Genomic DNA, 24298 nt, shown 5'->3' on the forward strand with positions numbered 1-24298 from the left:
TATCGCCGCGTCTGCAAATCCATCAAGACTTTAAAGTAAAACAGATTATTGGGCGGTGTATCCGCCATCACACAATAAATTATGTCCAATCACAAAAGAGGAGGCATCCGAACACAACCAAACTACAGTTTCCGCAATTTCTTCTGGCTTCCCAATACGTCCCATAGGATGCATTGCTGTAAATCTAGCAAGCACGTCTGGAGGTAAAGTTGCTAACATTTCAGTCTCAACTCCACTAGGACTGATAACATTAATTCGGATACCTTTGTCAGCATATTCCAGTGCAGCAGTTCGACTAAGGGCAACAATCCCACCTTTTGTAGCACAGTAGCCAGCATACCCTGCCAAACCAACCACGCTAGCAGCAGAAGCTACATTTACGATCGCACCACCACCCTGTTTAAGCATTGCGCTGATTTCGTACTTGAGACAGAGCCAGGTTCCTTTCAGATTTATATCAACCAAATGGTTCCAATTTTCTTCCGACATATCAACAAGCAGGTTGTATGTTCCTCCCAATCCTGCATTGTTACAAACACAGTCCAAACTACCATAAATATCTACTGTTTTATTGACTAGTGCATCTACCTCATCGGCTTTTGACACGTCTGTCTGCACAAAAATTGCTTCACCTCCCATTTCCTTTATCTGGTATACAGTGTTCTCTCCCTCAACACTTCTGCGACTAGCAACTACAACCTTCGCTCCCGCACGAGCAAATGCAATTGCTGTGGCTCGACCAATACCTGATGAAGCTCCTGTCACTAATCCGACTTTTCCATCTAATTGATCTTTCATAAAACCTCCGAAGACAACAGGAATGAAAAATCAATTTACTATTGAGTCAGATTTCTGGTGAGATCTGGGAGCTAGTGCTACGTCACTCCAGCGGATGACATTAGCAGCGGCGACACCTCCCACACCAAATCCATATACTAGGACTAAATCGTTTTCACGAATTTTACCTAACTGTGCAGCGTGATACAAATTGACTAATGTGATTACTGGCCCAATATTTGCGTACTCAGGGTAAAGATTAAGTGTGCGTTTTGGATCAATACCCAATATACGAGAGCAAAAACTCGCAAACCAAGCCATTGGTGTATGAAATAGGAAAAAGTCGATTTGATCTAAAGTGAGATTAGCGGCAGCAACAGCGCCCTCACAACAAGTACGTAGTAAATCAGCAGCAGTATCACGCAAAAGTTTGCTTGCACTCTCGTTCACTCGCACACATAGCCCTGGATTACCGTAGCGGTCTACTTCTAGAACAGGAATTAAGATATCAGACAATATACCTGTATGAATGGTTTTAGTTCCAAGAATTCCCTGGTTTTTTGGCAGTGAACCGACTACAAAAGCTCCGGCTCCATCACTGACAAACCATGACACAGTATCGTCTTTGGCAAACAAGCGAGAGTATGTACATGAAATCACTACTAGAATATTTCGATACTCTCCGGCTCTGACTAATGCACAGGCAGTTTGCAATGCTACTGGAGTCACACCACTAGCTGCATCCAAATTCCACGCAGCACCTTTGAGTCCAAGTTCACGAGCTAGGAAGGTTGCATTACCAAATCCGATTTGTTCAGGCCAGACTGAAGCAACAATCATCAGATCGATGTCTTCAGGAGAAAGTTTGGCTGCTTCAAGAGCATCTTGGGCAGCACGATACTCTAGCATCAGGTCTGATTCTTTTGGAGAGAGTATCCATTGTTGAACAGTGCCGCGAAAAGGATCTTGAAGATAAGGCTCCATCTCGGAATCGAATTCATTGCTAGGGATGGATTCGGTGAATGAAAATAATTTAGCTAGGGTTTGTTGTTGGGCAGTTGCAACTAACTCAGGATAATTCTTGTGGTAATAATCATTTGTGCGGAGAGTACTTGGAAGGCTGATAGCAAGCGATCGCAATCCGACTGAGGGATACACAGTGATCATCTCCTGTTACTAATTAGCGCTTTGTGACATTAAATTCTGGACACGGCATCCTACTGGTGCAGCTTGATTCGGATCAATAGCTACATCAACTACAAACGGGCCGGTTGCAGCTAGGGCTTTCTCCAATGCTGCTGGTATATCAGACTCCCGCTCTACACGAATACCATCGGCTCCCATTGACCGAGCAAGCATGACAAAATCAACTGATGGGATCTCTGCATCGATATTTTTAAATCCTAACAATGCCATTCCTTGCTTACACATGTTGTAGCGTGCATCGTTGAGTACAATCCAGACGGCAGGAGCTTGATATTTGACAGCTGTGCTAACTTCATTGTTCATTAGCATCGCACCATCGCCAACGATCGCAACGACTTTAGTGTTTTGAGCTAGTGCCGCACCCACAACACCAGTCACAAAATGACCCATAGACCCAAAACCAGAGCCGCTTCGGTACTGCTCTGGTCTGTTGAACTTCAGGAGATGAGTTGCCCAGGCAAGGGAGTTACCCGACTCAGCCATGACTAATGTATTACTTGCTTGAACAATGACTTTTTGAATGATACTGAAGAGGACTTGAGGACGTACCAGATGATTGTCTTCTATCTCAGGTAAATAATAACTAGGTCTGGGAAATTCTTTTGTTTGCACAGGAGTTGAGCATTTGGGAAAGTGTTTCAACAATGCTTTGACAAACAGTTCTATATCAGCCTCGACAGCAAAAGTTTCGGCAAATGGATATGCTGCTCCAGCTACCTCTGGATCGATATCAACATGTATAAAACCTCTTGAGGGGATCATTATTGGATTCCAGGAAGAAGTGCGCTCACTCAAGCGGCTTCCTAGCACCAGTATCCTTGAAGGACAGTTTTCCTGCATATATTGCAAAACAGAATTATGTCCACCAAAACCAGTTACACCTACGAATTGCGGATGATCTTCTGGAAAAATGCCCTTACCGCGTGGTGAAGACATTACAGCTACTCCCGTTCTTTTAGCAAGTTCACGGATGATCCCTGCTGCCTTGCGCGATCCAAATCCAACCCAGATCGCAAACGGCCCTTCAGACAACAATTTTACACATTTTGTAATTGTTTCTTCATTAGTAGTAACTGGGGCATGAGAAAGATTAATTTTGGGTAATGATTCTTTCAGGAAGCTAGTCTGAACATCTATCGGGAGACTTAAATGAGCTACAAAACCTTTAGGTCGTGATAAACCAGATGCTAGTTTGCGAGAAATTTCGGGAAGTTGAGTGCCTGACTCAACCACAGTAGCGTAGTCAAACAGTGAACCGGAAGTAAAGATACCTGCACTAGGCATTGTATGTGCGCTGGTTTCCTGGAGGGCCCATCGCCCGCGTTGAGCACAAGAAGTCGAACCTGATAAGAAAATTACCTTTGCACCTTCCCAGCGAGCAGCCAAAAGACCTGTTAGAGCATTGCTAATTCCTGGGCCTGTTGTACCAAAGACCACAATTGGGGAACCACTAGCAAAGTAAGCCTCTACTACTGCAAAGGCTGCTCCTGCTTCGTGACGAAAATGAATTACTTTGATCGAGCTGTTTTCCAATCCAGCCCACAATGGTGCGATCGCTCCCCCCGAAACCCCAAATGCATACTTCACTCCCAAGTCTTCTAATATTTTGACTACTGTAGAGACAACTGAAACATTTGCAGTTAACTGCTGGCTGTTAAGAGGTATAACGTCTGAGGTGGTAGTTGATGGAAAATCTATCAGAGGGGGGTAACGTAAAAGTGATGGAGATGATAAAGAAGCAGAAGAGTCAAATAGGTCTTGAAACTGTGTGATTTTCTTTGAGGTAACTGAAGAAGGGGTACGAAGTTTTGGTTTCCCACTCTTCTTGATGTTGCTGAGAGGTTGTATAACGTTCATAAGATGACAAACTACCTGGGTAAAGATTTACAGTTGATAAACTTATTAAGCAGACAAATCTCTTGCAAATTTCAGATTTTTGGCTTCTGTCAACTTAAGTCATGAACTTAATTCAACTTCACTTAATGTTGCAATTCTCAAGGAGTCTTGTCTAGTGAAAATAACGGAGTTAAGTACGGACTTAAGTCTCTAAGAACTTTTTCTCTTTATTCTCTTGTGAACCAAGTACGGTTAAGATATGAAGGGGAATCGCACTATATACCAATTTGCCTTCAAGAGCCTAATTTATAAATTTTGGTTTTTTAATCCAATCAATAACTACGCCTTATGTAAGTTGCAGCCTGAAACAACACAGTCTCGTTCATAGGGCTAGAGCCGGCAATGAAAGCGAAGGCTAAAATTTTTGAGATTGATGGGTAATTTTTAACTCACATCAGACGTTAACTATAACTATTTGAAAATTACAGTTCAGAACGCAGTTTAGTATTATACCATTTACTTCAAATAAAAATTTAATTTATCATGAAAGTCCCTTGTATCCGACATTCCGCACGTCATTTTGTAGTACGCACTGTATTACAGAAAGTGATAAATATTCGCCGACATCACTGAGTATAAATACTTAAATGTTTCTTTGGACAAACACCCTGACTTTTCCCGTTATCTTTTTAGGGATGGGATTTAGGGGATGCGTTTACCCTGAGCAATAAGCAACTCGAGTTAAGTTCCTCTTTAACTTCCTAATGTTAAGTAGTAAAAATTGTTAAATTGCATAATATAAGCTCATTGCCTGACTATTAAAGAGATTTGGAGGAAAGTAAAATTATTTTCCTACTACGAACAAAAACAAGCTCAAGTTTAGTAAGCATTGTGTTATGCCATTCGTACCTGAAACCTATCAGTATTATTCTTGCAAATTGAAAGAGGACACCAATAAAGAAGAATATGCAGTTATTAAAGGAGCTATACCCAGATACATAAAGTATAGATTCAAGGTTGTCTGCATACAGAAAGAATTAGAAATGAGTACTGTTTTAGAGGAACTAATCCAAAAATGGGTACAACAAGAGTCACCTATTTTAGAATCTTCTGTTGATTTAGCTAATCACGACTTAGAGGATGTTAAAGGATACATCTCAAAATCTCTCAAACTTCAGTTCAAAATTATTTGCGCTCAAAAAAAGGTTAAGATGCGCTTTGTCTTATACTATCTAATCAATCAATGGTTACAATTTGTTGAGCCGATGTTGGAATCTTTTGATGGCTACAATCGTGAAGGCAAAGAGTCGTAAAATAACTTTTGTGGTTGTTGTATATTATAACCACAATCAATGTTGAGATATGGCTGAATATCTATCAAGTCTATTACTAGTGAGCAACTAAAGCAAGTTTGCCGAGTCCAAATAAATATTCTTGGCGTCTGGTTTCTCCCCACATTGGCGAGTCTCGCTGTCTATTTTAATCCAGAAATTTTGAGTTACTTGAGTATTAGATAAGTAGATAGGTGTGAAAAAACCGAGTAAATAAAAACCATGAAAAAGATTTTATTGATTGAAGAGGAAATACAAAGTCGGAAATTTTTTCTAAATTGTCTTAACACCGAAGGTTTCCATACCATTAGTGCAGAAAACGGTGTTAGTGGTATACAATCGGCAAAGAAACTATTGCCTGATTTAGTGATTTGTGATGTTGTTATGCAAGAGGTTGATGGCTATAGCGTTCTAAGTAAACTACGCCAACATCCTGCTACAGCAGTTATTCCTTTTATTTTTATCACTGCGAAAGGATCTTACACTGATATCCGCAGAGGTATGGAGTTAGGGGCAGATGACTACATCATTAGGCCTTGTAAAATAGAGGAAATACTGAAAGCAATTACAACACAATTAGAAAAACAAAGAATCAAAAAGCAGTGGTATAGTCATGAAACAGAAAGTGCTGAGTCTAAATCCCTAAGAGGCTCTCAGTCAATTTTTCCTAATTGTTCCCAACTAAATCAAGTTTTCCAATTTATTGAGGAAAATTATTACCGTCCCATAAAACTTACTGATATTGCCCTTGTTGTTGGTTATTCTCCTGCTTACTTAACTAACCTAGTAAAACGTAAGACTCAACGCAGTGTATATCGCTGGATTACTGAGCGACGTATGGTGGAAGCACGCCTGCTGCTTATGAATACCGATGAACCAGTTAATCAAATAGCTAGTAGAGTAGGTTACTCAGATGCAGGGTATTTCATTCGTCAATTTCGTCAACTTTACAAAATTCCTCCAAAAGCATGGAGAGAAGCACAGGGCTGATCACGGTAGTTGATACTAGTGATTAGCGATCGTTAACTCTGCAATGATTTGATTTCAGTTTTTGAGACTAGTAGCGAAGCGATCGCATTAATTGGCTGTACTGTCCTGCTTGATTGCAGAAGATGCCACTATTTGACCAGTCGAAATTATCAGGATGGGCGCGGATGCCATCGCACTTCAAAGCCTCCCGTCGCAAAAACCGATGTCGAAACCCAGCACCTGCACGAAAACGACAAGCTTCCAGTAAATGGCAAGTACTGCAAACTGGGTTTTCTGTACCTTCCTGAATTGAGATATTTTTGTTCGGTAGGGCTGCAAAGATGGAACTGCGATCGCAGTTGCCAGTTGTGTCAGTGAGTTCCCCTTGCTTAGTCCATCTCAGATATTGCTTACCGTTAGGCGTGGAGTCCCACACCATCCCCGAATTGCAAACGTCCAAATACTTGTAACTAAAGTTTAGACTAGGAACTAGCAATATGTCACCTTTTTTAATAACGGCTGTTCAAGGTTTTCCCACCAAACATGAACTCGCTATTCAACTATTTTTACAGCTTGGAGTTATCTTGGCCATCGGTCGGCTTGCTGGCATATTGTTCAGCTATTTAGGACAAACACAAGTTGTTAGCGAAATGATCGCTGGAGTCCTTTTAGGCCCATCTTTCTTAGGTCTTATTGCACCTAATCTACAAAAATTTATATTCCCAATTTCTGTAACACTCAACATGGATGGTGCTACCACTACTATTCCCCATCCCTCAATGACCATTTTGTACGCTCTTAGCCAAATTGGACTTGTACTTTATATGTTCCTTATTGGCTTGCAATTCAATCTTAATATTTTGAAAAAGCATTTAAAGGGAGCCTTTATTCTATCTTTATTAGGCATCCTATCTCCGTTCATACTTGGAGGATTATTGGGGTTATTTTTAGCGGGGGATAGTAGGCTTTTTACAGCTAACATTGCAAGATTGCAAGCAGCATTATTTACAAGTGCTGCGATGTTGATTACTGCATTCCCAATGCTGGCACGAATTATCTATGAAAGTGGTATTGGTGGTACAAAAATAGGTACTTTAACCCTCAGTGCTGCTGCATTTGATGATGCCGTAGCGTGGATTATGCTGGCTGTTGTAGTAGCTACTGCAAAAAACTCTCTATCAATTGCCGTGATAACTATTGGTGGGGGAATTTTGTATGCGGCCATTATGATTTTTATTGGCCGCCCATTATTTCGGCTTTTCAAGCGTGCACTTATAAAAGATAAAGTAATGCGGATGGGCACACTTTCCTTGTTACTGTTTGTTTTAATGCTATGTGCCTGGTTCACAGATATGGTTGGTATTTATTCAATTTTCGGTGCATTTATCGCAGGTGTTGTCATGCCACGAGGAAATTTTGTGGATGAAGTGAGTTCCGTGCTTGAACGTTTGAATGTTACGCTTTTTCTCCCAGTTTTCTTTGTTTACTCTGGTTTGAATACGCAAATTGGATTAATTAATAATCCATCTTTGTTTGGAATTACTATTTTAACAATTATAGTCGCTTTTATATGTAAAGGAGGAGCTTGTTTCTTTGCGAGCCGCCTTACCGGAGGATGTTTAATAGAAGCAGCAATGATTGGTGTGCTAATGAACGCTCGCGGACTAATGGAATTAATCCTAGTCAATATTGGTTTAGAGAATAATATAATTTCTCCAGCGTTATTTACCATTTTGGTACTAATGGCAATTGTGACAACGTTTGTGGCTTCTCCACTGTTTAAGCTTCTTTACAAACGTATGCATCAGCCGGTGATATCAAATCCGGTTAAATGCACATAATAAAGCTGCTATTTGTTTGTGGTTTTACCCTGGTTACAGCAATAATGTTAATACACTTTTTACCTTGATAGCTCCAATTCTTGAACCAAACTAATAGGGATTTTGAGTTAAATAATTATAGGCCAAGTTTATGGTAGGCATCAATTATTTATGGCTTCCTCCATCGAGCAATTGGACACTATTGAACAATGATGTTCATGTCTGGAGTGCTTCCCTCAACTTACCAACATTTCGCGTTCGACAATTGGCAGAAAAACTTTCAATAGACGAATGTATCAGGGCAGAGCGTTTTTACTTTGAGAGAGATAGAAGACGTTTTATAGTCGGTCGTGGACTTCTCAGGACAATTCTAGGGTGTTATTTGGGTATTGAACCAGAGCAACTACAGTTTTGTTATGGCCCTCATGGAAGACCATCTCTTGTAGAAACACTTGGTGAAAGTATACTTAATTTTAACTTATCTCACTCTCAAGATTTAGCTTTATATGCTATTACGCGTCAGCGCAAAATTGGTATAGATGTTGAATACATTCATCCGATTGCAGATATTGAACAATTTGCAGCACGTTTTTTTTCAATTCGTGAACAAGCAGTCTTTAATGCGCTCCCTGCAAACCAAAAGCTAACAGCACTTTTTCATTGCTGGACTTGTAAGGAAGCTTTTGTTAAAGCCATTGGAGATGGATTAACTTTTTCCCTAAATCAGTTTGATGTCTCTTTATCTCCAAGTGAACCAGCCCAACTGCTTAGTATTAGAGGTGATTACTTTTGTGTAAAGCATTGGTCTCTTAAGAAATTGAAACCAGCCCCTAAATATGTAGCAGCTTTAGCTGTGGAAGGAAATGATTGGCATCTTACATGTTGGCGATGGCCAGAGTGAGGTACTTATAACTGAACTCTAGAATTTAGAGAAGCTTTAAAATAATTCGTAATTACGCATACTTTAAAACCTCGTTTCCAGCCTCTGGCTGGAAATGCACTTCAATTGCGGCTCTGCCGCCAGTAAGGGAGGCTCCGCCTTCCATTAGGCATTCCCAGTCTCTGACTGGGAACAAGATAATCTCTAAAAGCTTCTTATAGACTGGCTTTTACGTTAAGTTGACACCAATGAGCTTTTTCTGTGCCCCTAGCAACGTATTTGTTCATTATGAAAGTGAAACGGTGTTAGAAGCGGGGGACTTAAACCCTCAGAACTCCTTTAAATACGCTTCCACTGTAGATACTGAGGCGAGCCATCTAGTGGTAGTGTAGTTAATAACAACTCATGATCTGTAATTTCAAAAGTACGCTCTAAGTCTTTTCCTATCCAATCAGGTATTAAACTAACTTCTACATGATGAATAACTTTGTCTCCTTGGATTTGATATTTACCACTATAGGAAATATAGTTTATAGATGATTTGAAATATCTGATTATAGCTTTAATATACTTTCTACCATTTCTAAATAAAAGCCAGGGATTTAAGAAAACTTTTCTAGTTTTTATTAGTTCTTCAACAGATAGTTCGAGAGGAAGACAATTATCTTTCATAATATTGGCAGAGATATATCCATCTTGTGTGTAAGTCAAATGACCAATTGGATTTTTACCATAAGGATAAATAATCTTTCCATTGGGATTTTCAGTTTTCCAAGAAACAAGTTTCCAAACACCTACAAAATTAGGATTTGTCATCTTTAAAATACTCCTAGCTATCATGAATTTTTAATTAAAGACAGTAATTTTTTCTACATCAATTTTGCGTTTAAAGGAATGTATCGTTGAGTAAGGTTGATGTAGGGAAATGATCTCAGCCAATGTTTTCTTTAACTGGGTGCGGGCGACAATTTTATCAATAAAGCCGTGACGCATAAGGTCTTCAGCAGTTTGAAAATCATCAGGTAACTTTTCTCGCAGTGTTTGCTCAATAACCCGACGACCTGCAAAACCAATTAATGCCTTTGGTTCTGCCAAGATGAAATCTCCCAACATCGCAAAACTGGCAGTGACACCTCCTGTAGTTGGATGAGTCAGAACAGGAACATAAAGTAAATTAGCTTCACGATGGTACTGTAAAGCTCCTGAAATTTTAGCCATCTGCATCAGACTGAGCATTCCTTCTTGCATTCTGGCACCACCAGAAGCACAAACAATAACCACAGGATGATGGTTTTGTGTCGCTCGTTCAATAAGACGAGTAAGTTTTTCACCGACTACAGAACCCATACTTCCGCCCATAAATCGGAAGTCCATCACACCCAAGGCGATGGGAAAGCCTTTAAGTTGACCTAAACCAGTTTGTACAGCATCTACCAAACCAACTGCTTTCTGAGTTTGTGTGAGGCGATCGCTATAGGCTTTGTGATCGCGGAATTTCAGTGGATCAGTTGAACGTATTTGTTCATCAAGAGCTACCCAGGTATCAGGATCAATAAGCTGACGGATACGTTCATCGCTATCTACTCGTTCATGATGTCCACATGCTAAACAAACCATCTGATTTGCTCGCAGGTCTTTAGTATAAGTTAAAACACCACATGCAGTACATTTACTCCATAGTCCAGAGGTAAAATCACGCTCTTGGCGCTCTGGATTGATAACTGAAGATTTGCGCCGATTTACAAACCAATCAAATAGAGACATTAAACCTCCTAAATTCTGATTAGAAATTAATACTCACACTACTGATATCATGTCCGCTTAATAACTTACGATAGTCGTTGCGAGTGCAACGAAGTGAAACGTTCGCGTAGCGTCTCCAAGAGTTGCAATCACAAGGGTTCGGAGATTGCAACTCTTGGAGACGCTCCGCGAACACTTCGTTCGCAATGACAACTAATCAGCCGGACATGATATGAATGGCACTAAGAAAAGCTATAAGCTTTGCCCTAACTGGTTCCCAGCCTGGAGGCTGGGAACCCATTCTCGGAGGCTCCGCCTCCAGTGGCTTGAGGCAGAGCCTCTTGGAATACATTCCCAGTCTTCAGACTGGGAACGAGGTGACACAAGCCTTTCGCCTTTTCTTAGTGCCATTCCTCATACTACTGATGAATTATTAGTAAGGTAAGACTAGGAAAGAAAGGGAGAAAAATTGCTTCCTTGTCTCCCTCTTACGCTCTGTCTTCTGCCCTATTTAATTGATTGATTGCTAATACTAACAATTGGCTTCCCATCTACCAAATTGAAATAAAGACAGCTTGGTTCTGGAGCTTGAGAGTTCCAACTATATATGGGTATTCCAGAAGATTTTACAGAATCTAAATCTTGTTGAGGCAGGTTTTGAAATGTAATCTTCTGTTTAGATAAAGCATCTAATAAGATGAAAGCTAAACCCATTTCACTAAGACCTCTACTTTCCAGAGAAATACTTTTTCTTTCCCTAAGTTCATCAAGTTCAGATTCGGAAATTGTCAAACCAACACGATGAAATCCTTTTTTAATTTCAGCGATGTCTACAGTTTCACTAACTTGAGTTAATTGATACATAGTTTTCCCCTCTTTGATAGATATCTAATTTCTTACACCATTTCTATCTGAAGACGCATAGAACCCCACCGCCTGCGGCACCTCCCCTTACTAAGGGGAGGTTGGGAGGGCTGAAAATAATGTGCAGCTTCACAAAAAATTGGTATTACGCCTGTACGAAAACCTAGTCAAAACTGCCATAGCTCTAGTTTTATTTAAGATCCAAAACAGCGTCAGGCACAATCAATTTCATGCGTTCAATCACCTGTTCATATAATAATTTCATGACTGGAAATGGACGCGCCATCAACCTGATTTCTTTAACTTTTCCATCAGAGCCATTAGTTATTATATCTACAGCTTGAACTGGATAACCATCAATTTCTCCAGCCCAAACAAGCACGGTCTTATTATCTTGTCTCAATTCCTCAATGCATTTGATATTTTTGATAACTGGCAAAACATTTTGAAGAACATTTAAGACTAAATCTCTTCCCACAATTGGAGTGATTGCTAATGGACTGAAAAAGATAATGTCTGGGTCTAACAAATGTGCAACGCTCTCTAGTGAATTGTGTGTTTCAACAGCAATGCGAAATGGATGATTTTCCATACAAGTTCTATTCCTTCTTCAAACGAGTGTGTTGTAATTGGTGCTATCAATTGCAGATATGCATATTCCACAATTGGAATGTGATAGTAAGCATCAAGTAAGTTTCAATCTTTTATGAATGATGCAAGCACTGAGTACCCTCATCAAAAAAGGTTCTATAGAGGTAAGTTGACTGGCGTTCATTTTTGGCAGTTGGTCAAGCAAATCAATGATCGCAGCTTGGTTATAAAATGGTACACCAGACATATCTGAACTTCTGAGGGTGTCTTGAATAAGCTGATGTAAGGGTTCATCAGGTTTAAAAGAAGAAGGAGGAGCCAAAAAAGGGTGTTTTTGACGTTGATATACTGTCTTGGTGATAAAGGGTTGAGCTGCTTGCCTTAATACATATTTTTCAATCAGACCATGAATTTTGAGTCCAGCAGGCATACTGCAAACTAATTCAACAACTTTATGATCCAAAAATGGTACTCGTCCTTCTATGGAATTTGCCATTTCCACACCATCACCCAACATCCTCAAAAGATAATTGGGTAACATAGTTTTGCTCCACAGATAGAGAGATTGATGTAAATGTTCTCTACCTTGAAGTTGTCCCTGTACATCTATTTGGTTAAAAAATTTCCGATAGATATCATGTTGGGCAAATTGTGCAATGAATTCTGGTGAGTAGAAGCCAACAGACTTCAAATGTCCCGCACATGAAGCTCTTATCCATGCTGGAAGAAAACCTAGCAAGCGCTGCACGCCGTTTAAAAGTTGACTTGATTTATCCTCTGCTAACAACAAACCTACTGAAACTTGATTTGTCTGTTTTAACTGTTCTAGTTGGTTTTGTACTGTCTGTTCATCTTGTCCGTGCTGGTTGTCAAGCAACATATCTTGACGAAAATGAGCATAACCACCAAAGATTTCGTCTGCACCTTCACCTGTGAGGACTACTTTGTAACCGGCGTTTCGAGCTGCACGGCTTAATAAATACTTGGCAGTTGTATGAGCATTAATGCAAAGCATCTCACAGTTTGTAACTGCATCAGCGAAATTTTCAGCGAGATCGGATTGGCGAATGGGGATAATTTGGAGATTAGCTCCAGTATAGGCTGCTGTTTCACGAGCGATTGTTTCTTCGTTGTAAGCTTCATTATCAAAAGCTAGAGTAAACGCTTGGATGGGTTGAGAACTATGAGTTGCTGCCATTCCTAAGATAGCAGAGGAGTCAAGACCACCACTTAAATAGCAAGCAACTGGTACATCCGCCCTCAAACGTAACTGAATAGCCTCATCTAATGTATGATGTAGTCTTTCAATGTAATCCTCTGGAGTAGATTGCTTTATGGAGTCATGGGCGAGGGGGTAATCAAAATCCCAATAAGACTGTAATTGAACACCAGAGCTAGATCCAAGCAGAAAATGACCCGGTGGCACTTGATACACATTGGCAAACAAAGTACGGTCATTTGCTAGGATACCGTGATTAGATTGCCAAAAAGATTCGTAATCCCAAGCAGCTGGTACACCTGCTGCAAACAATGCTTTGACTTCAGAAGCAAGATAAAGATTACCGCCGTAACAAGAGTAATATAGGGGCTTGATACCAAAGCGATCGCGTGCAGCAAATAACAATTCGTTACGTTGATCCCAAATAACAAAAGCAAACTCACCCCGTAGGTGATGCAAACATTGTGTTCCAAATTCGTTGTATAAATGAAGTGCAATTTCACTGTCAGAATGAGTTTGCAGCTGATAGCCCCAGCGTTTCAAATCATGCTGTATCCGTTCAAAGTCGTAAAACTCTCCATTGGCAACGATGTGTAGATTTCCCTCTGCATTCTGAATTGGCTGTTCTCCTCCAACAAGGTCAATAATACTCAGTCGGGTATGACCTAAAGCAACTCTGTGAGTAGGGTCTATCCAATATTTCTGTCCATCTGGCCCGCGATGATGTAAACTAGCTAGCGATCGCTTTACTGATGTCTCACAAATCTCTCTTTGATTTGATAATAGCGCGACTATTCCACACATAAGCTAATATCCCCTAATTTTTTGATGAATGAAACTCAAATTTTCGCTGAGGCGGCACTAATTTTTGTCTGTTCTAAATTCCTGTTTAACTCACCTTGAGAAAGTTGGTTTTTTTGAGTAACTTGTTCAGTTCTCCAAGGTTGTAACTCGGGTCGATATTGATAGTTTTTAAACTCTTGACGCATCTTCTCAATGGAACTATTGTCAGATAATCCTTTCTTGAGTTTAAAGCGATAACTTAATTCTAGAAGCGCCCATTGTCCTGATACAGTCAAAAGTCGGAAGAAATGGTACAAATGCCTTGAATTTAGCCAACCAGCCAAACCAAAACTTTTCCATTGAAATAATGCATACCAAATTGCCGCATTAAAGAAGTTAGCTTTGACACCAGCAAAAACATTGCAGCGCTGAGGCTCAAATTTAGTATTCTCTAGAAAATTATCGAAGTATTTGGGTGTATGATATCCCCCAAATAACTGATCTCCTCGATAAAGATCCATTAAGCCAATATTTGCTCCTTGGTCTACCAACTGCTTAAATTCTTTAAATAGATCAATCCAAAACCCTCCTATATTTTGGTAGCTAAGTTTCAAATACATATTGGTAAATTCGGGATTTAAATGCCACTTTCCGGCATAAGTTGGTACGTGAATACTGAACCACCACATCCAATCGAGATAAATACGCCAACTCATAATACTTGCATGACCTAGCTGTTGGGCATGATCGTAGTAGACGTGGTTAATCAAGTTGTGATAATAAAGATTAAACTCATTGTAAGCAGAACGTTTTTTATCTACATCTGCTTCACCTGCAAGTTTAGCTCGGATAACTTCGGTTACACTTTCTACAGCAAATGCTAGTAAAGTAGTCTCTACACAATAGAAGCCACCAAAGAAAGAGGCTGCATTACCAATGACATACCAATTATCTTCAGAAAAAAGTTTTTTACTTTTATAGGCAATTCTTGGCTTGTAATGAAAATCGATAACTTCACCACTATCAATCAGTTGATAGAGAAGATTATGATTAGTTTGCACAAATGCCAGAAATTTCTCTTGTGTATCAATTCCCTCAGCTGGTAATACCTCTTGATAATGAACAATACCAACAGAAAGTTCTCTTGATGGAATATCAGTAGGAGTCATCCATAACCAATGACCATAACCAAAATAATGATTGGTGGAATAATAACGACTAGTGGATGTCTCGTTTGGGCTATATCCATTATGGAAGATGGTGCGATTCACATTTTTCACTCGCAACCATGCTGTACCATTATTCAATCCACAAAGATGTTGTGGCCCAATCAAAAGATTATCTGTTTTACGGCCAATAATAAATTGACGACCAGCACCATCGATAACATGATCGGCTTTAAGTGCTATTTCTTGATCAGCGATTTGAATTTTAACAATATTAACAACATCACAATTAGTTAATTCTACATCAACCACAGATCCTTTGTAGACAATAGCTCCCATTGCTTCATTCATGAGCAGTAAATCCTGCTCAAATTTCGGACGATTAATTTGATAAGAAGCTATCGAAAGTTGTCGGTTACACCAAATATGATAGTAATCGTCTAATGTCGTAGTTTGGTTGGGAAGCTTGGGCCAATGAAAGCTCAATGTAGACCTGGGAATGTGGTTTTCAATTAAGTAATCGTGAAGCCCTAATTCTTTACAAAAAAACAAATCGGCAATTTCAATTGTGGAATCGTTAATCGCAGGTTCATTTTCTAATTCTTGTACAGGGAGATCAACCAGAGCAACTTTGATATTAGGAATGTTGAGCATTAGGTGTCGAGCTTGGCTCAAACTTGCCAAAGTTGCACCCAGAATTACAACATCGTATTTTAATGATTGAGTGGCGTACATGAAAGTATCCTCTTTGAGTGAATTTTTGATCAGAGCAGTAGTGATAGTTGCTTACACTACTGCTAGTAGTTTTAAACTAGAACGCAAGTACCGCAACTTGCTTTGCAGATGTCTCGACAAGAGCATTCAATAATTCTTGCGGCCAAGGAGTAGCTATAGGAGTTCCATCAGCGAGGTGCTTTATCCATAAGACTTCTTGTTGTCCTACATGTAGTTTTTCTGTAGTCCCATCTTGCTGTTCGCGGAAAAATTCTAAATTGAATCTAGCTCCACACTCTGAAACAGACTCTACATAAAGAAGAACACGAATTTTATCAAAAGGCATTGCTTCTCGCAAATAATTCATTTCGCTGTAGAGGGAAATCATTTCCCCTTGAGGCTGAGAAGTTAGTAAGTACTCAGGAGCAACTGAGTAAAGGAAGAGGTCTAAAATTCGACCTTGCCAAATGAAATAGTTGCTGTAGTAAATATTGCCGACTAAGTTTGATTCTTCTAACGTCGTTTGGAAGAGTTCAGACTTGATTAATCTGCCTCGACGGTTATTGTCTGAAGAAGCATGGTAGACAGTAGTGCCAGAATTGAGATTAGATAGAGATGCAGGTAGTGTTGGTAGAGTTGGAATCGTTGATTGTTTGAGATTGAGAGTGGCTGGTTGTTTAGCACCAAATTCTTGCAAATATTCTTGGAAGTATTTGGGAAATAGCTGAGATGAAGCTGTTCCATTACTGCCTTTATCTACCCAAGTTGCTTTGACTTGTGCGATCGCCAAACGCTCTAGAGAATTATTCGGCAACACTTTACAAAACTCAATGTAGGTATCAAAAGAGGAACCGACCACATCACCTAGCCAGCAGCGTGCTTGGATTGTATCGTAGGAAGTTGCTTCGCCCACTACTCGCAAGCTAACAGTTTTAGTCAATAAACTCCAGTCACCATCTTGGAAATCTGTCAACATCTGTGAGGCAATACTTTTCATTGGTAGTTCACGGATTTTTCCGATCCAATTGAAGTATTGTGAAAAGTATACGTGGTGACTGATACTAGCGCTTTCTCTCAAGCTGACTTGAAAACTTTGTTCAAAAACTGGTTGTCCTTGAGGAGCATTGTCTTTAGCAATAGTTAAAGTTGATGATTGCGTTGTTGGATTTGTTTTTTCTTGAGATTGAGGGACAACGATCGCAATCATTCTTTCTGGAGGACGAGTCAACTTCACAGGTATGGTAATGACGTAATAGTTTCCAGAAGAAGTTTGACTTTCTAGTAGTATGGCGTCTTTGTCTTTGGCGACGAATTTAATGTTTGGTTCGGCTTGATCAGTAACTTTGAGGATAGCTTCGACTGCTGACCAGATACGAGTTCTAGCTTTGTCTGTTGTGTCTCCCTGCTGAATTAATTGATTTACTAGTGGGCGGTAAGAGTTACTTAGCTGGCTTATTTGATCATCTTCTGATTGATCTAAGACTGGTTGAATGTGGCATCCTTGGGGATTTTCTCCCACTGTGCATAGATAGTAGCGATCGCAACCAGACAAAGATAAATAGATTACATTTGAACTATTCTCTTTGAATGTGAATTTCCCAGAAGAAAGTGCTGCTTCCAGATCAAAGTCTACTTCCTCTTGTGGTTTTAACCCTAATATCTGCAATGCCTGAGTTACAAGCGAATGTTTTTGCTGTTGTTCTTGTTGAGGGGCGTATGCAAGAGTAACAGTTGGTTGATTAATACCAAATCCTGCAAAGGTAGTATTGAGCAATTTTTGCAGATAGCTGCGATCGCGAGCTTCAGGATCAGCTAATTCAACTGCTGTCGGATTTTCCGAGTGTTCTTCCAAAATACGCAGGCGATAACCAGTAATTCGCTCTACTATATATCCCTCTTCATCAAAAGCAACAACCTCACTGATATACTCACGTCCTTCTAGTTTTTGCAAAACGACATTAACGATTCTTGATGGTTCCTGTGCATTCGGACTGGGGAATAATTCAATCTGGTCAATTTGCACAGGTAAACAAATGTGCTTGGGAATGGTTAGTTGCACAGATTGAAGTAAGACATCCCGGAAGTAGGGATCACCCAAGAGAATGTAACTATCTTCACCAGGAGCAAAACTGTCTGCTAAAAGCTCAGTTGCAGAACTAACGTAGGAACGGAAAACACTAGTTTTTTCGTTCAGCGAAAAGATCGCACCCATACGTTGGAAACGCGTACCCTGGAAAAGCAAATCTCCGTAGAGGTCTTTTAAAGGTTCTATATCCAGGGGTTGACCCAATTCCAACGCCGTTTTTGCTGTTTGTGTTGGCTGACCCAGCACTAAAGTAGCAGCAAAATGATCAGACGTAAAACCGCTTTGCTCAGTACGGATTCCGACTTTAACTCGTGTTTCTCCATAGGCGTTAACTTCTAAAACCTCAGCATGAAGCTCAATTTCTGTTCCGTCTGTAGGGTGAACAACTATAGGACGCCTTAAAGAAATATCTTCAAGGCGGACAATTGCAGGTTTTTGTTGACCAGTGACATAAGCAGTAACTTGTGTCATCGCTTCCAAACCAAATACAGTCGGGAAGAGGTATGAACCACGCCAGACGTGATCCCGTACATAAAGGTCTCGTTCTAAGCTCAAACGAGTTCTAGTCACTGATTCTACACAGGGTTCTACATAAAGCACTTGGTCAACAAAACGAAGTTCTTTTGAGAACGGTAAACTCACAGGAGACCAAGTATCTAAACCGCCTAATCTCGCGGCGATCACAACTTGTGAGACTCCAGGATCGTAATTAAACAGTTTGAGAAAGCGATCGACGCCTTCTTGGGTAGGAATAGCACCGATACCCATACGTTCTAGATTTTTGACGCTACCCATGCGGGCACCCATACCAACTTCACCCCAAACACTATAAGCGAGGGAGATAGTTTGAGTTGTCGGATGCTTGTTTGCAAAGTCCTTAAACAGAAGTGCTAGAGACTCATTCGCAAAGGCATACCATGCATTACCAGGCATTCCTGTGACTCCAATAATGGAGCTAAAGGCAACCAAAAGTTTAGGAGGATTTGCAGCTAAAGCCTGTAAAAGATTGTAAGCCCCAAGAAGTTTTGGTGAGACTTCAACCACAACTTCATCAACCTTGACCTGTTCTACCCGACGAGGTTTGTTTAGACCTGCACCATGAATGACTCCTGTAATTGTGCCTAATTCATCAGTAATTTGGGTAATTAACTGAGATACAGCTTCAGCGTTAGTAATGTCACAAGAGTAATAGCGACAAGTTAATCCTTGTTCGGCAAACCTTTCTAAGGTACGTGCAATCTCGTTTGTAGCATCTTGAGGAGCAGGAGAACTGCCAACTAAAGCCATTTTGGTACCGATGAACTGAGCAAGGGCTAACGCACATTCAGCAGTAATACCCTTTGCTCCTCCAGTAACAAGGATGACATCATCTTTTGACCAAGAAATTGCTCGTTGAGTATAGCTATTCGGCTGTTGAAGACGGTGTTGAATTACTAAGCGCCTTAAATTAGCGTCATAGCCAACCGTAGAGATAGGTTCATTTCCTGATACTTCGTTAATCACCAAGTTTGCAGCAGAGCTAGCCTCAATTTCTGGAGCTAAGTCTACTACCCGAACTCGCACATCTGGCCGCTCAAAATGTAAGCTGCGAGCAAATGCAGCAGCACAACAGACTTCTGGATCAATTGTTTGAACTTCGTTACCAAAACGACCGCCACCAAATTGTACGTATGCAATGCAAGTATTAGCATCTTTCTTGGCAATTGTGGCAATACTTTGTAGACGTTCTACCATTGATTTGATTGGTAGAGGCGATCGCTGTTCTTGAGAGCTTGTTTGCGGTAAAATCGCTAAATAATGAGAGAAATCTTTCGGTAAAGATTCAGGGTTAGCAGAAATTTGCTGGTAAGTGACTTGCTCAACTTGCGCCCCAAAACAGAGGAGTTGATTGCCCAAAGCACTGACTATCGGGTTTTCTAAAGCATCAACAACAACTAATACTCTGGCTTGAGACCAGTTTTCTGTTGCTTGTAGAGCAGGTGCTTGAGCGATATACTCAACAGCAAAATTTCTTACCCAGTGAAAACTTTGTTGAGAGTTAGTAGCAGATACTTCAGGAGTCTTTGTTGCTGTTGAAACTGGAGCAGTCGCTTGATTGACTTTTGGTTGAGGACTTTTGACTTTTTCAAAAACTGCTGCTACATCAGCCAAGGTTGAATTGGCCAGCGCTGAAGCGTCTATTTGACCTCCAACACCAAATTGTTTCGCCGCAGTGGCAATAAATTCTGCTGCTTTAATAGAATCTAGATTCAAATCATCTAGTAGGCGTAGCTCTAAAGATAAGGTTTCGTGGGGGAAGCCTGTTTTTTCTTCAACTAGCTTTAAAAGCATTTGCCTTAAGTCAACTGACTCGTGTACAGACTCTGTATTTGCAGATACCTCTGTTGTTGAAGTCGATTGTGTGTTCTTCTCCTCTGGCATAGCAGAGCGAATAACTGTTGCTATTTCTTGTAAAGTGGAGTTATTCAAAGAGGCAGAATCAATTGTACCAACTACACCAAATTTTCTGGCAGCACTAGTGACCAATTCACCCGCTTTGATGGAATCTAAATTTAAATCGTCTAAAAGTTTTGCTTCTGGGGTAACGATTTCTTTTGGATATCCGGTTTGTTGAACCACTAAATCTACTAAAACGGTTTCAACATCTGGGGTATCTTGACGAGAATTAGGTGTTTGAGTAACTTGTTCTCTATCGATTACAGGAGTGTTGGAGTGATGCTTGCCATTGGTAGAAGCCGTACCATTACCGTTACCATTGTAAGCAGCTACTCCATTAGCTTTAGCCTTACCATTACCATTACCGTTACCATTGTAAGCAGCTACTCCATTAGCTTTAGCCTTACCATTACCATTACCGTTGGTAATAGGTAAACTACTAAATAGTTTTTTAGAATTGTTATTACCGTTACCATTGAGGATAGCTGAATAATGCTGATTTCTCAAGTGTGGCAAACTTTGTAAATCGGCACAGATGATTCGAGCTAAAAAGGAATTACGTTGGGAAAAGTAACTCGATAGAAACTCAATCAGTTCTTCTTTTGGTAAAGATTTTGACAAATGATTGTAATTCTGCATGATTTTGATTTCCCCTAATTTTCTCCGTCGTTGGATGCCCGAATCGGTAGATTTTCCCAGTCAGCTTGAATCAAATTAGCTAAAAATGAACCACGTTCAGCAAAGTAATTGGATAGTATAGATTCCAACTCTTCTTCTATTTGCCAAGGACGTGCTAAATCCGATCGCTGTTCTGGTTCATATTCAGTGTTGAGTATTTGTCTCATTTCCAGCAAATCTCCAGCAGTTAGCATATCCGAGAATGGTTTTGCAGCAGGAATTTGCAGAGGACGTTCACATGGATTTTCGATGAAAATCTTTTGAGAAGCTGGAACGAAAGTGCGTACAAGTCGGTTCTCGTACAGTGCATTCCATTTAACTTCACCACCATGAACAAAGAAACTACCTAAAAAGGTGTTTAGGTCTTGATCGCAATCTGGCTTGGATTCTAAAGGAAAGCACTGGGGTTGTTTCTGTTCAGTTATGGCATTAGCTAAATTAGAAAGTACTTTACCAGGCCCTACTTCTACCATGAGATCGCATTTTGATGCGATCGCTTTGACTGTGGAAATAAAATCTACTTGGGAAATGACCTGCTGAGAAAAATGTTCACGCAGATTTAATCCTGGCTGGACTAACTTTCCATTTACACTGGAGAACAAGTCTACGGAAGTTGCTTTTAGTTCTTGGGGAATTGGTGCATTTGCTTGGAGATATTCCGCAGCTTTAGAGACAAGCTGAGAATGAAAAGCATTGCTAACTGGTAAAACAGTGGTTTGGATATCTTGGTTAGCAGCAAGCTTGACAACAGCTTCCACACTAGAGCGATCGCCAGATATCACAGTCTGTTTTGGACTATTGATATTTGCCACTACTACGTAACCATTTACTTGTTGTATTAGCCGTGTTGCAATTTCCGAGGAGCAACCTAAACTAGCCATAATGCCAGCATTCTCCTCAGACGCAGACATAGCCAGTCCTCGTACTGCTGCTAAAGAAAGCAAGGATTTTTCGTCAAATGCTCCAGCTGAGGCGAATGCACTCAGTTCACCAAGACTGTGACCGCCGACTGCTACAGGTTGAATACCAAGACGTTCGAGATAATGCTTCCATAACAAGGAAGCAAGACAAATAGCTGGTTGAGCAACTTCAGTTTGTGCTAACTGTTTTGACCATGCTTGTAGCTGTTCTGCATCTACAGAACGCTCTATGAAACGATAAATCAATTCGCTAACTGGCTTAACTCCTAATTCCTCCAGATATGTATTTGCTTGGTTAACTATTTCTTTAGCCCAGTCGTAGCGTTGTACAAGGACGCGAGCCATATTTAACTTTTGAGAACCCTGACCTGGAAACAGAAAAGCAACTCGGCTGCGTTTGACGTTATTCGAGATCCAAACTTCTTTTTGGGAAGCAACTACCACCTCTCCTACGACTGGAGGTGTATCGTTGAGCATTTGTTCGAGTTGTTTAAGGCGCTGGAGCAATTCTTCTGGCGTACCTGCAATGAAAGCAGCCCGGACTGGCTGTTGAGATTTGATTTCATTGGCAAGTTTTACTGCTAAATCTAGAAGTTCAGCGATACTAATTCCTGCTGCTATTTCTGTGACGGCTTGAGTCCGTTCAAGTAAAGCTTCGATAGAAACTCCACTCAAGACAAATAATTCTGTGTTTTGGTGAGAAACTAGCAATGCTTGTTCAGCAATCGACGGTTTCAGCCGGGGTGTAGGAACATCTCCAGATTCAATAGTTATGTGGCAATTGATACCCCCAAATCCCATTCCGGAAACGCCTGCTCGAAGCTTTTCTGTTTGGTTGCGGACTTCTCCCTGGATAATAGGGTAAACAGACAGAGCAGATTTTTCCAACACTGGATTTAGTTCTTGACAGCCAGCGGTTGGAGGTAGGATTCGCTGGTTAACACCCATAACCGCCTTAATAAAGCCACCCACACCTGATGCTGCTTTGGTATGTCCCACCAAGGATTTGAAGGAAGTTATGCCGATTGTCCGAGGTTTTGCCTCACCTTCAGCACTCATGGCTAGTGCTACAGCATCTAGTTCTGTGCGATCGCCCAGAGGTGTACCTGTTCCATGTCCTTCAATAAAATCAACGCTGTGTAAACTATAACCTGCTCTTTCATAGGCACGATGGATTGCTTTTGCTTGACCAGTTTTAGAAGGTGCTGTAATTCCACCTTTACCATCAGATGAAATTCCCCAACCATTGATCACTGCATAGATATAATCTCCATTTGCTTGAGCATCTTCTAAACGTTTGAGAACCACAAAACCACAGCCTTCACCAGGAATAAAGCCATTGGCACGGCGATCATAAACGTTCATGTCTTGGGTAGCAAGCGCACCAGATTTGGCAAATCCAATTAATTCAAATGTGTCTAAGCTGACATCTACACCCCCAGCTAATGCCAAGTCAAGGTCGCCGTTAGTTAAACCTGTAGCAGCGGTAGCTATTGCTATGAGAGAAGAAGCACAAGCACCATCTACCGTATATCCACCACCATCGAAGTTATAAAAATTGCAAACCCGACCAGCAATAGTATTGGAAAGACCAGCAGCTAGGGCATCCTCAGTTACTGGTGGGAATACAGACTTATAAACTCCTTCCATTGTCTCTAAAAGGGTTTCCACAATTCCTTGTGGTAAACCTTTCACTTGTGCAGATACACGCAGGACTTTCTGCACGTATGGCCAGCGTAATCTAATTGAACTGGCTCGTGATTGCTCTCCTGTCAGAGTATTTCCGAGAATGACTCCTGTACGTTCAGTAGGAACGCTATCACGAGTATATCCAGCATCTTTTAAAGCTTTGTCAGCGACTTCTAGAGCTAACCAATGGACAATATCAGTATACTCAAAGGTCTTTTTGGGAATTCGCTTGCCCATCCAGTCGAATTCAAAACCATCGATCACACCTGCACGTGTACCATAGGTTTTGTCTGGTACTAGAGGATCTGGATCGTGATACTCAGATAGTGGTAAGCGTTTATCTGGTATTTGTCTGAACTGACGTCGCCTTGCTAATATATTTTCCCAGAGTTGTTTAAGGTCATTAGCGCCAGCATAGTGACAACCCATACCAACTACGGCGATCGCATTTTTAGAAGTTGAAGATTCTATTGCAGATGTTGTTATTTTCATTGGTTTACCTTGTTATATCAAGCTCCTGCGTTGAAAATAGGGATCGGGGATCGGAGTTTATTTTGAAAATAGAGTATGAGAGAGTTAACTTAGCAGCA

Annotated in this window: 17 protein-coding genes; 5 read left to right on the plus strand and 12 right to left on the minus strand. The window is 40.6% G+C overall.

Annotated features, from left to right (window positions below; all coding sequences use genetic code 11):
* Positions 1–45 precede the first annotated feature (45 nt).
* From V7K62_RS21555 to V7K62_RS21565, 3 genes are read right to left on the minus strand one after another with little or no spacing between them, the layout of a single operon-like run.
* Positions 46–798 carry an SDR family oxidoreductase gene (locus V7K62_RS21555; RefSeq protein ID WP_334867628.1) on the minus strand — a complete coding sequence of 251 codons (753 nt, stop codon included), beginning with the start codon at positions 796–798 and terminating at the stop codon, positions 46–48.
* A 30-nt stretch (positions 799–828) separates the two neighbouring features.
* A complete protein-coding gene (locus V7K62_RS21560) occupies positions 829–1935 on the minus strand; it encodes a 3-oxoacyl-ACP synthase III family protein (RefSeq protein WP_334867630.1) in 1107 nt (368 codons plus the stop codon).
* Positions 1936–1953: 18 nt separating this feature from the next.
* Positions 1954–3840, minus strand: a complete 1887-nt coding sequence (locus tag V7K62_RS21565) for a thiamine pyrophosphate-dependent enzyme (protein WP_334867632.1) — start codon at positions 3838–3840, stop codon at positions 1954–1956.
* A gap of 1022 nt (positions 3841–4862) precedes the next feature.
* Between V7K62_RS21565 and V7K62_RS21570 the strand changes: the two genes are divergently transcribed.
* A complete protein-coding gene (locus V7K62_RS21570) occupies positions 4863–5132 on the plus strand; it encodes a hypothetical protein (RefSeq protein ID WP_334867634.1) in 270 nt (89 codons plus the stop codon).
* 240 nt (positions 5133–5372) lie between these two features.
* On the plus strand, positions 5373–6140 hold the full coding sequence (locus tag V7K62_RS21575) for a response regulator transcription factor (protein ID WP_334867636.1): 768 nt from the start codon (positions 5373–5375) through the stop codon (positions 6138–6140).
* Positions 6141–6207: 67 nt separating this feature from the next.
* Here the strand turns inward: V7K62_RS21575 and V7K62_RS21580 are convergent, their stop codons facing one another.
* The gene (locus V7K62_RS21580) at positions 6208–6558 is read right to left on the minus strand and encodes a hypothetical protein (protein WP_334867638.1); all 351 of its coding nucleotides are present in this window, start codon (positions 6556–6558) and stop codon (positions 6208–6210) included.
* Between the two features lie 58 nt (positions 6559–6616).
* On the opposite strand from V7K62_RS21580, the gene V7K62_RS21585 reads away from it, so the two are divergent.
* Positions 6617–7960 (plus strand): cation:proton antiporter, encoded by a 1344-nt coding sequence (locus V7K62_RS21585; protein WP_334867640.1) that lies wholly within the window; start codon positions 6617–6619, stop codon positions 7958–7960.
* Positions 7961–8204: 244 nt separating this feature from the next.
* Complete coding sequence (locus V7K62_RS21590) at positions 8205–8840, plus strand: 4'-phosphopantetheinyl transferase family protein (RefSeq protein WP_334867642.1); 636 nt, start codon at positions 8205–8207, stop codon at positions 8838–8840.
* Positions 8841–9158: 318 nt separating this feature from the next.
* Here V7K62_RS21590 and V7K62_RS21595 read toward each other — a convergent pair whose 3' ends face one another.
* Positions 9159–9635 carry a lipocalin-like domain-containing protein gene (locus tag V7K62_RS21595; RefSeq protein WP_334867644.1) on the minus strand — a complete coding sequence of 159 codons (477 nt, stop codon included), beginning with the start codon at positions 9633–9635 and terminating at the stop codon, positions 9159–9161.
* A gap of 30 nt (positions 9636–9665) precedes the next feature.
* The gene (gene accD / locus V7K62_RS21600; protein ID WP_334867646.1) at positions 9666–10583 is read right to left on the minus strand and encodes an acetyl-CoA carboxylase, carboxyltransferase subunit beta; all 918 of its coding nucleotides are present in this window, start codon (positions 10581–10583) and stop codon (positions 9666–9668) included.
* 215 nt (positions 10584–10798) lie between these two features.
* On the opposite strand from accD, the gene V7K62_RS21605 reads away from it, so the two are divergent.
* Complete coding sequence (locus V7K62_RS21605) at positions 10799–10999, plus strand: hypothetical protein (RefSeq protein ID WP_334867648.1); 201 nt, start codon at positions 10799–10801, stop codon at positions 10997–10999.
* A gap of 70 nt (positions 11000–11069) precedes the next feature.
* On the opposite strand, the gene V7K62_RS21610 is transcribed toward V7K62_RS21605, so the two are convergent.
* The 6 genes from V7K62_RS21610 to V7K62_RS21635 all read right to left on the minus strand — a co-directional run bounded on the left by V7K62_RS21610 (position 11070) and on the right by V7K62_RS21635 (position 24200).
* Positions 11070–11426 (minus strand): hypothetical protein, encoded by a 357-nt coding sequence (locus tag V7K62_RS21610; RefSeq protein ID WP_334867650.1) that lies wholly within the window; start codon positions 11424–11426, stop codon positions 11070–11072.
* Positions 11427–11616: 190 nt separating this feature from the next.
* Complete coding sequence (locus V7K62_RS21615) at positions 11617–12018, minus strand: hypothetical protein (protein ID WP_334867651.1); 402 nt, start codon at positions 12016–12018, stop codon at positions 11617–11619.
* A gap of 93 nt (positions 12019–12111) precedes the next feature.
* On the minus strand, positions 12112–14040 hold the full coding sequence (gene asnB / locus V7K62_RS21620) for an asparagine synthase (glutamine-hydrolyzing) (RefSeq protein ID WP_334867652.1): 1929 nt from the start codon (positions 14038–14040) through the stop codon (positions 12112–12114).
* A 35-nt stretch (positions 14041–14075) separates the two neighbouring features.
* Positions 14076–15920 (minus strand): NAD(P)/FAD-dependent oxidoreductase, encoded by a 1845-nt coding sequence (locus V7K62_RS21625; protein WP_334867654.1) that lies wholly within the window; start codon positions 15918–15920, stop codon positions 14076–14078.
* Between the two features lie 76 nt (positions 15921–15996).
* A complete protein-coding gene (locus V7K62_RS21630) occupies positions 15997–21060 on the minus strand; it encodes an SDR family NAD(P)-dependent oxidoreductase (RefSeq protein ID WP_334867656.1) in 5064 nt (1687 codons plus the stop codon).
* 14 nt (positions 21061–21074) lie between these two features.
* Complete coding sequence (locus V7K62_RS21635; protein ID WP_334867658.1) at positions 21075–24200, minus strand: type I polyketide synthase; 3126 nt, start codon at positions 24198–24200, stop codon at positions 21075–21077.
* Positions 24201–24298 lie beyond the last annotated feature (98 nt).

It is taken from the genome of Nostoc sp. (assembly GCF_036917935.1).
GTDB lineage: Bacteria > Cyanobacteriota > Cyanobacteriia > Cyanobacteriales > Nostocaceae > Nostoc.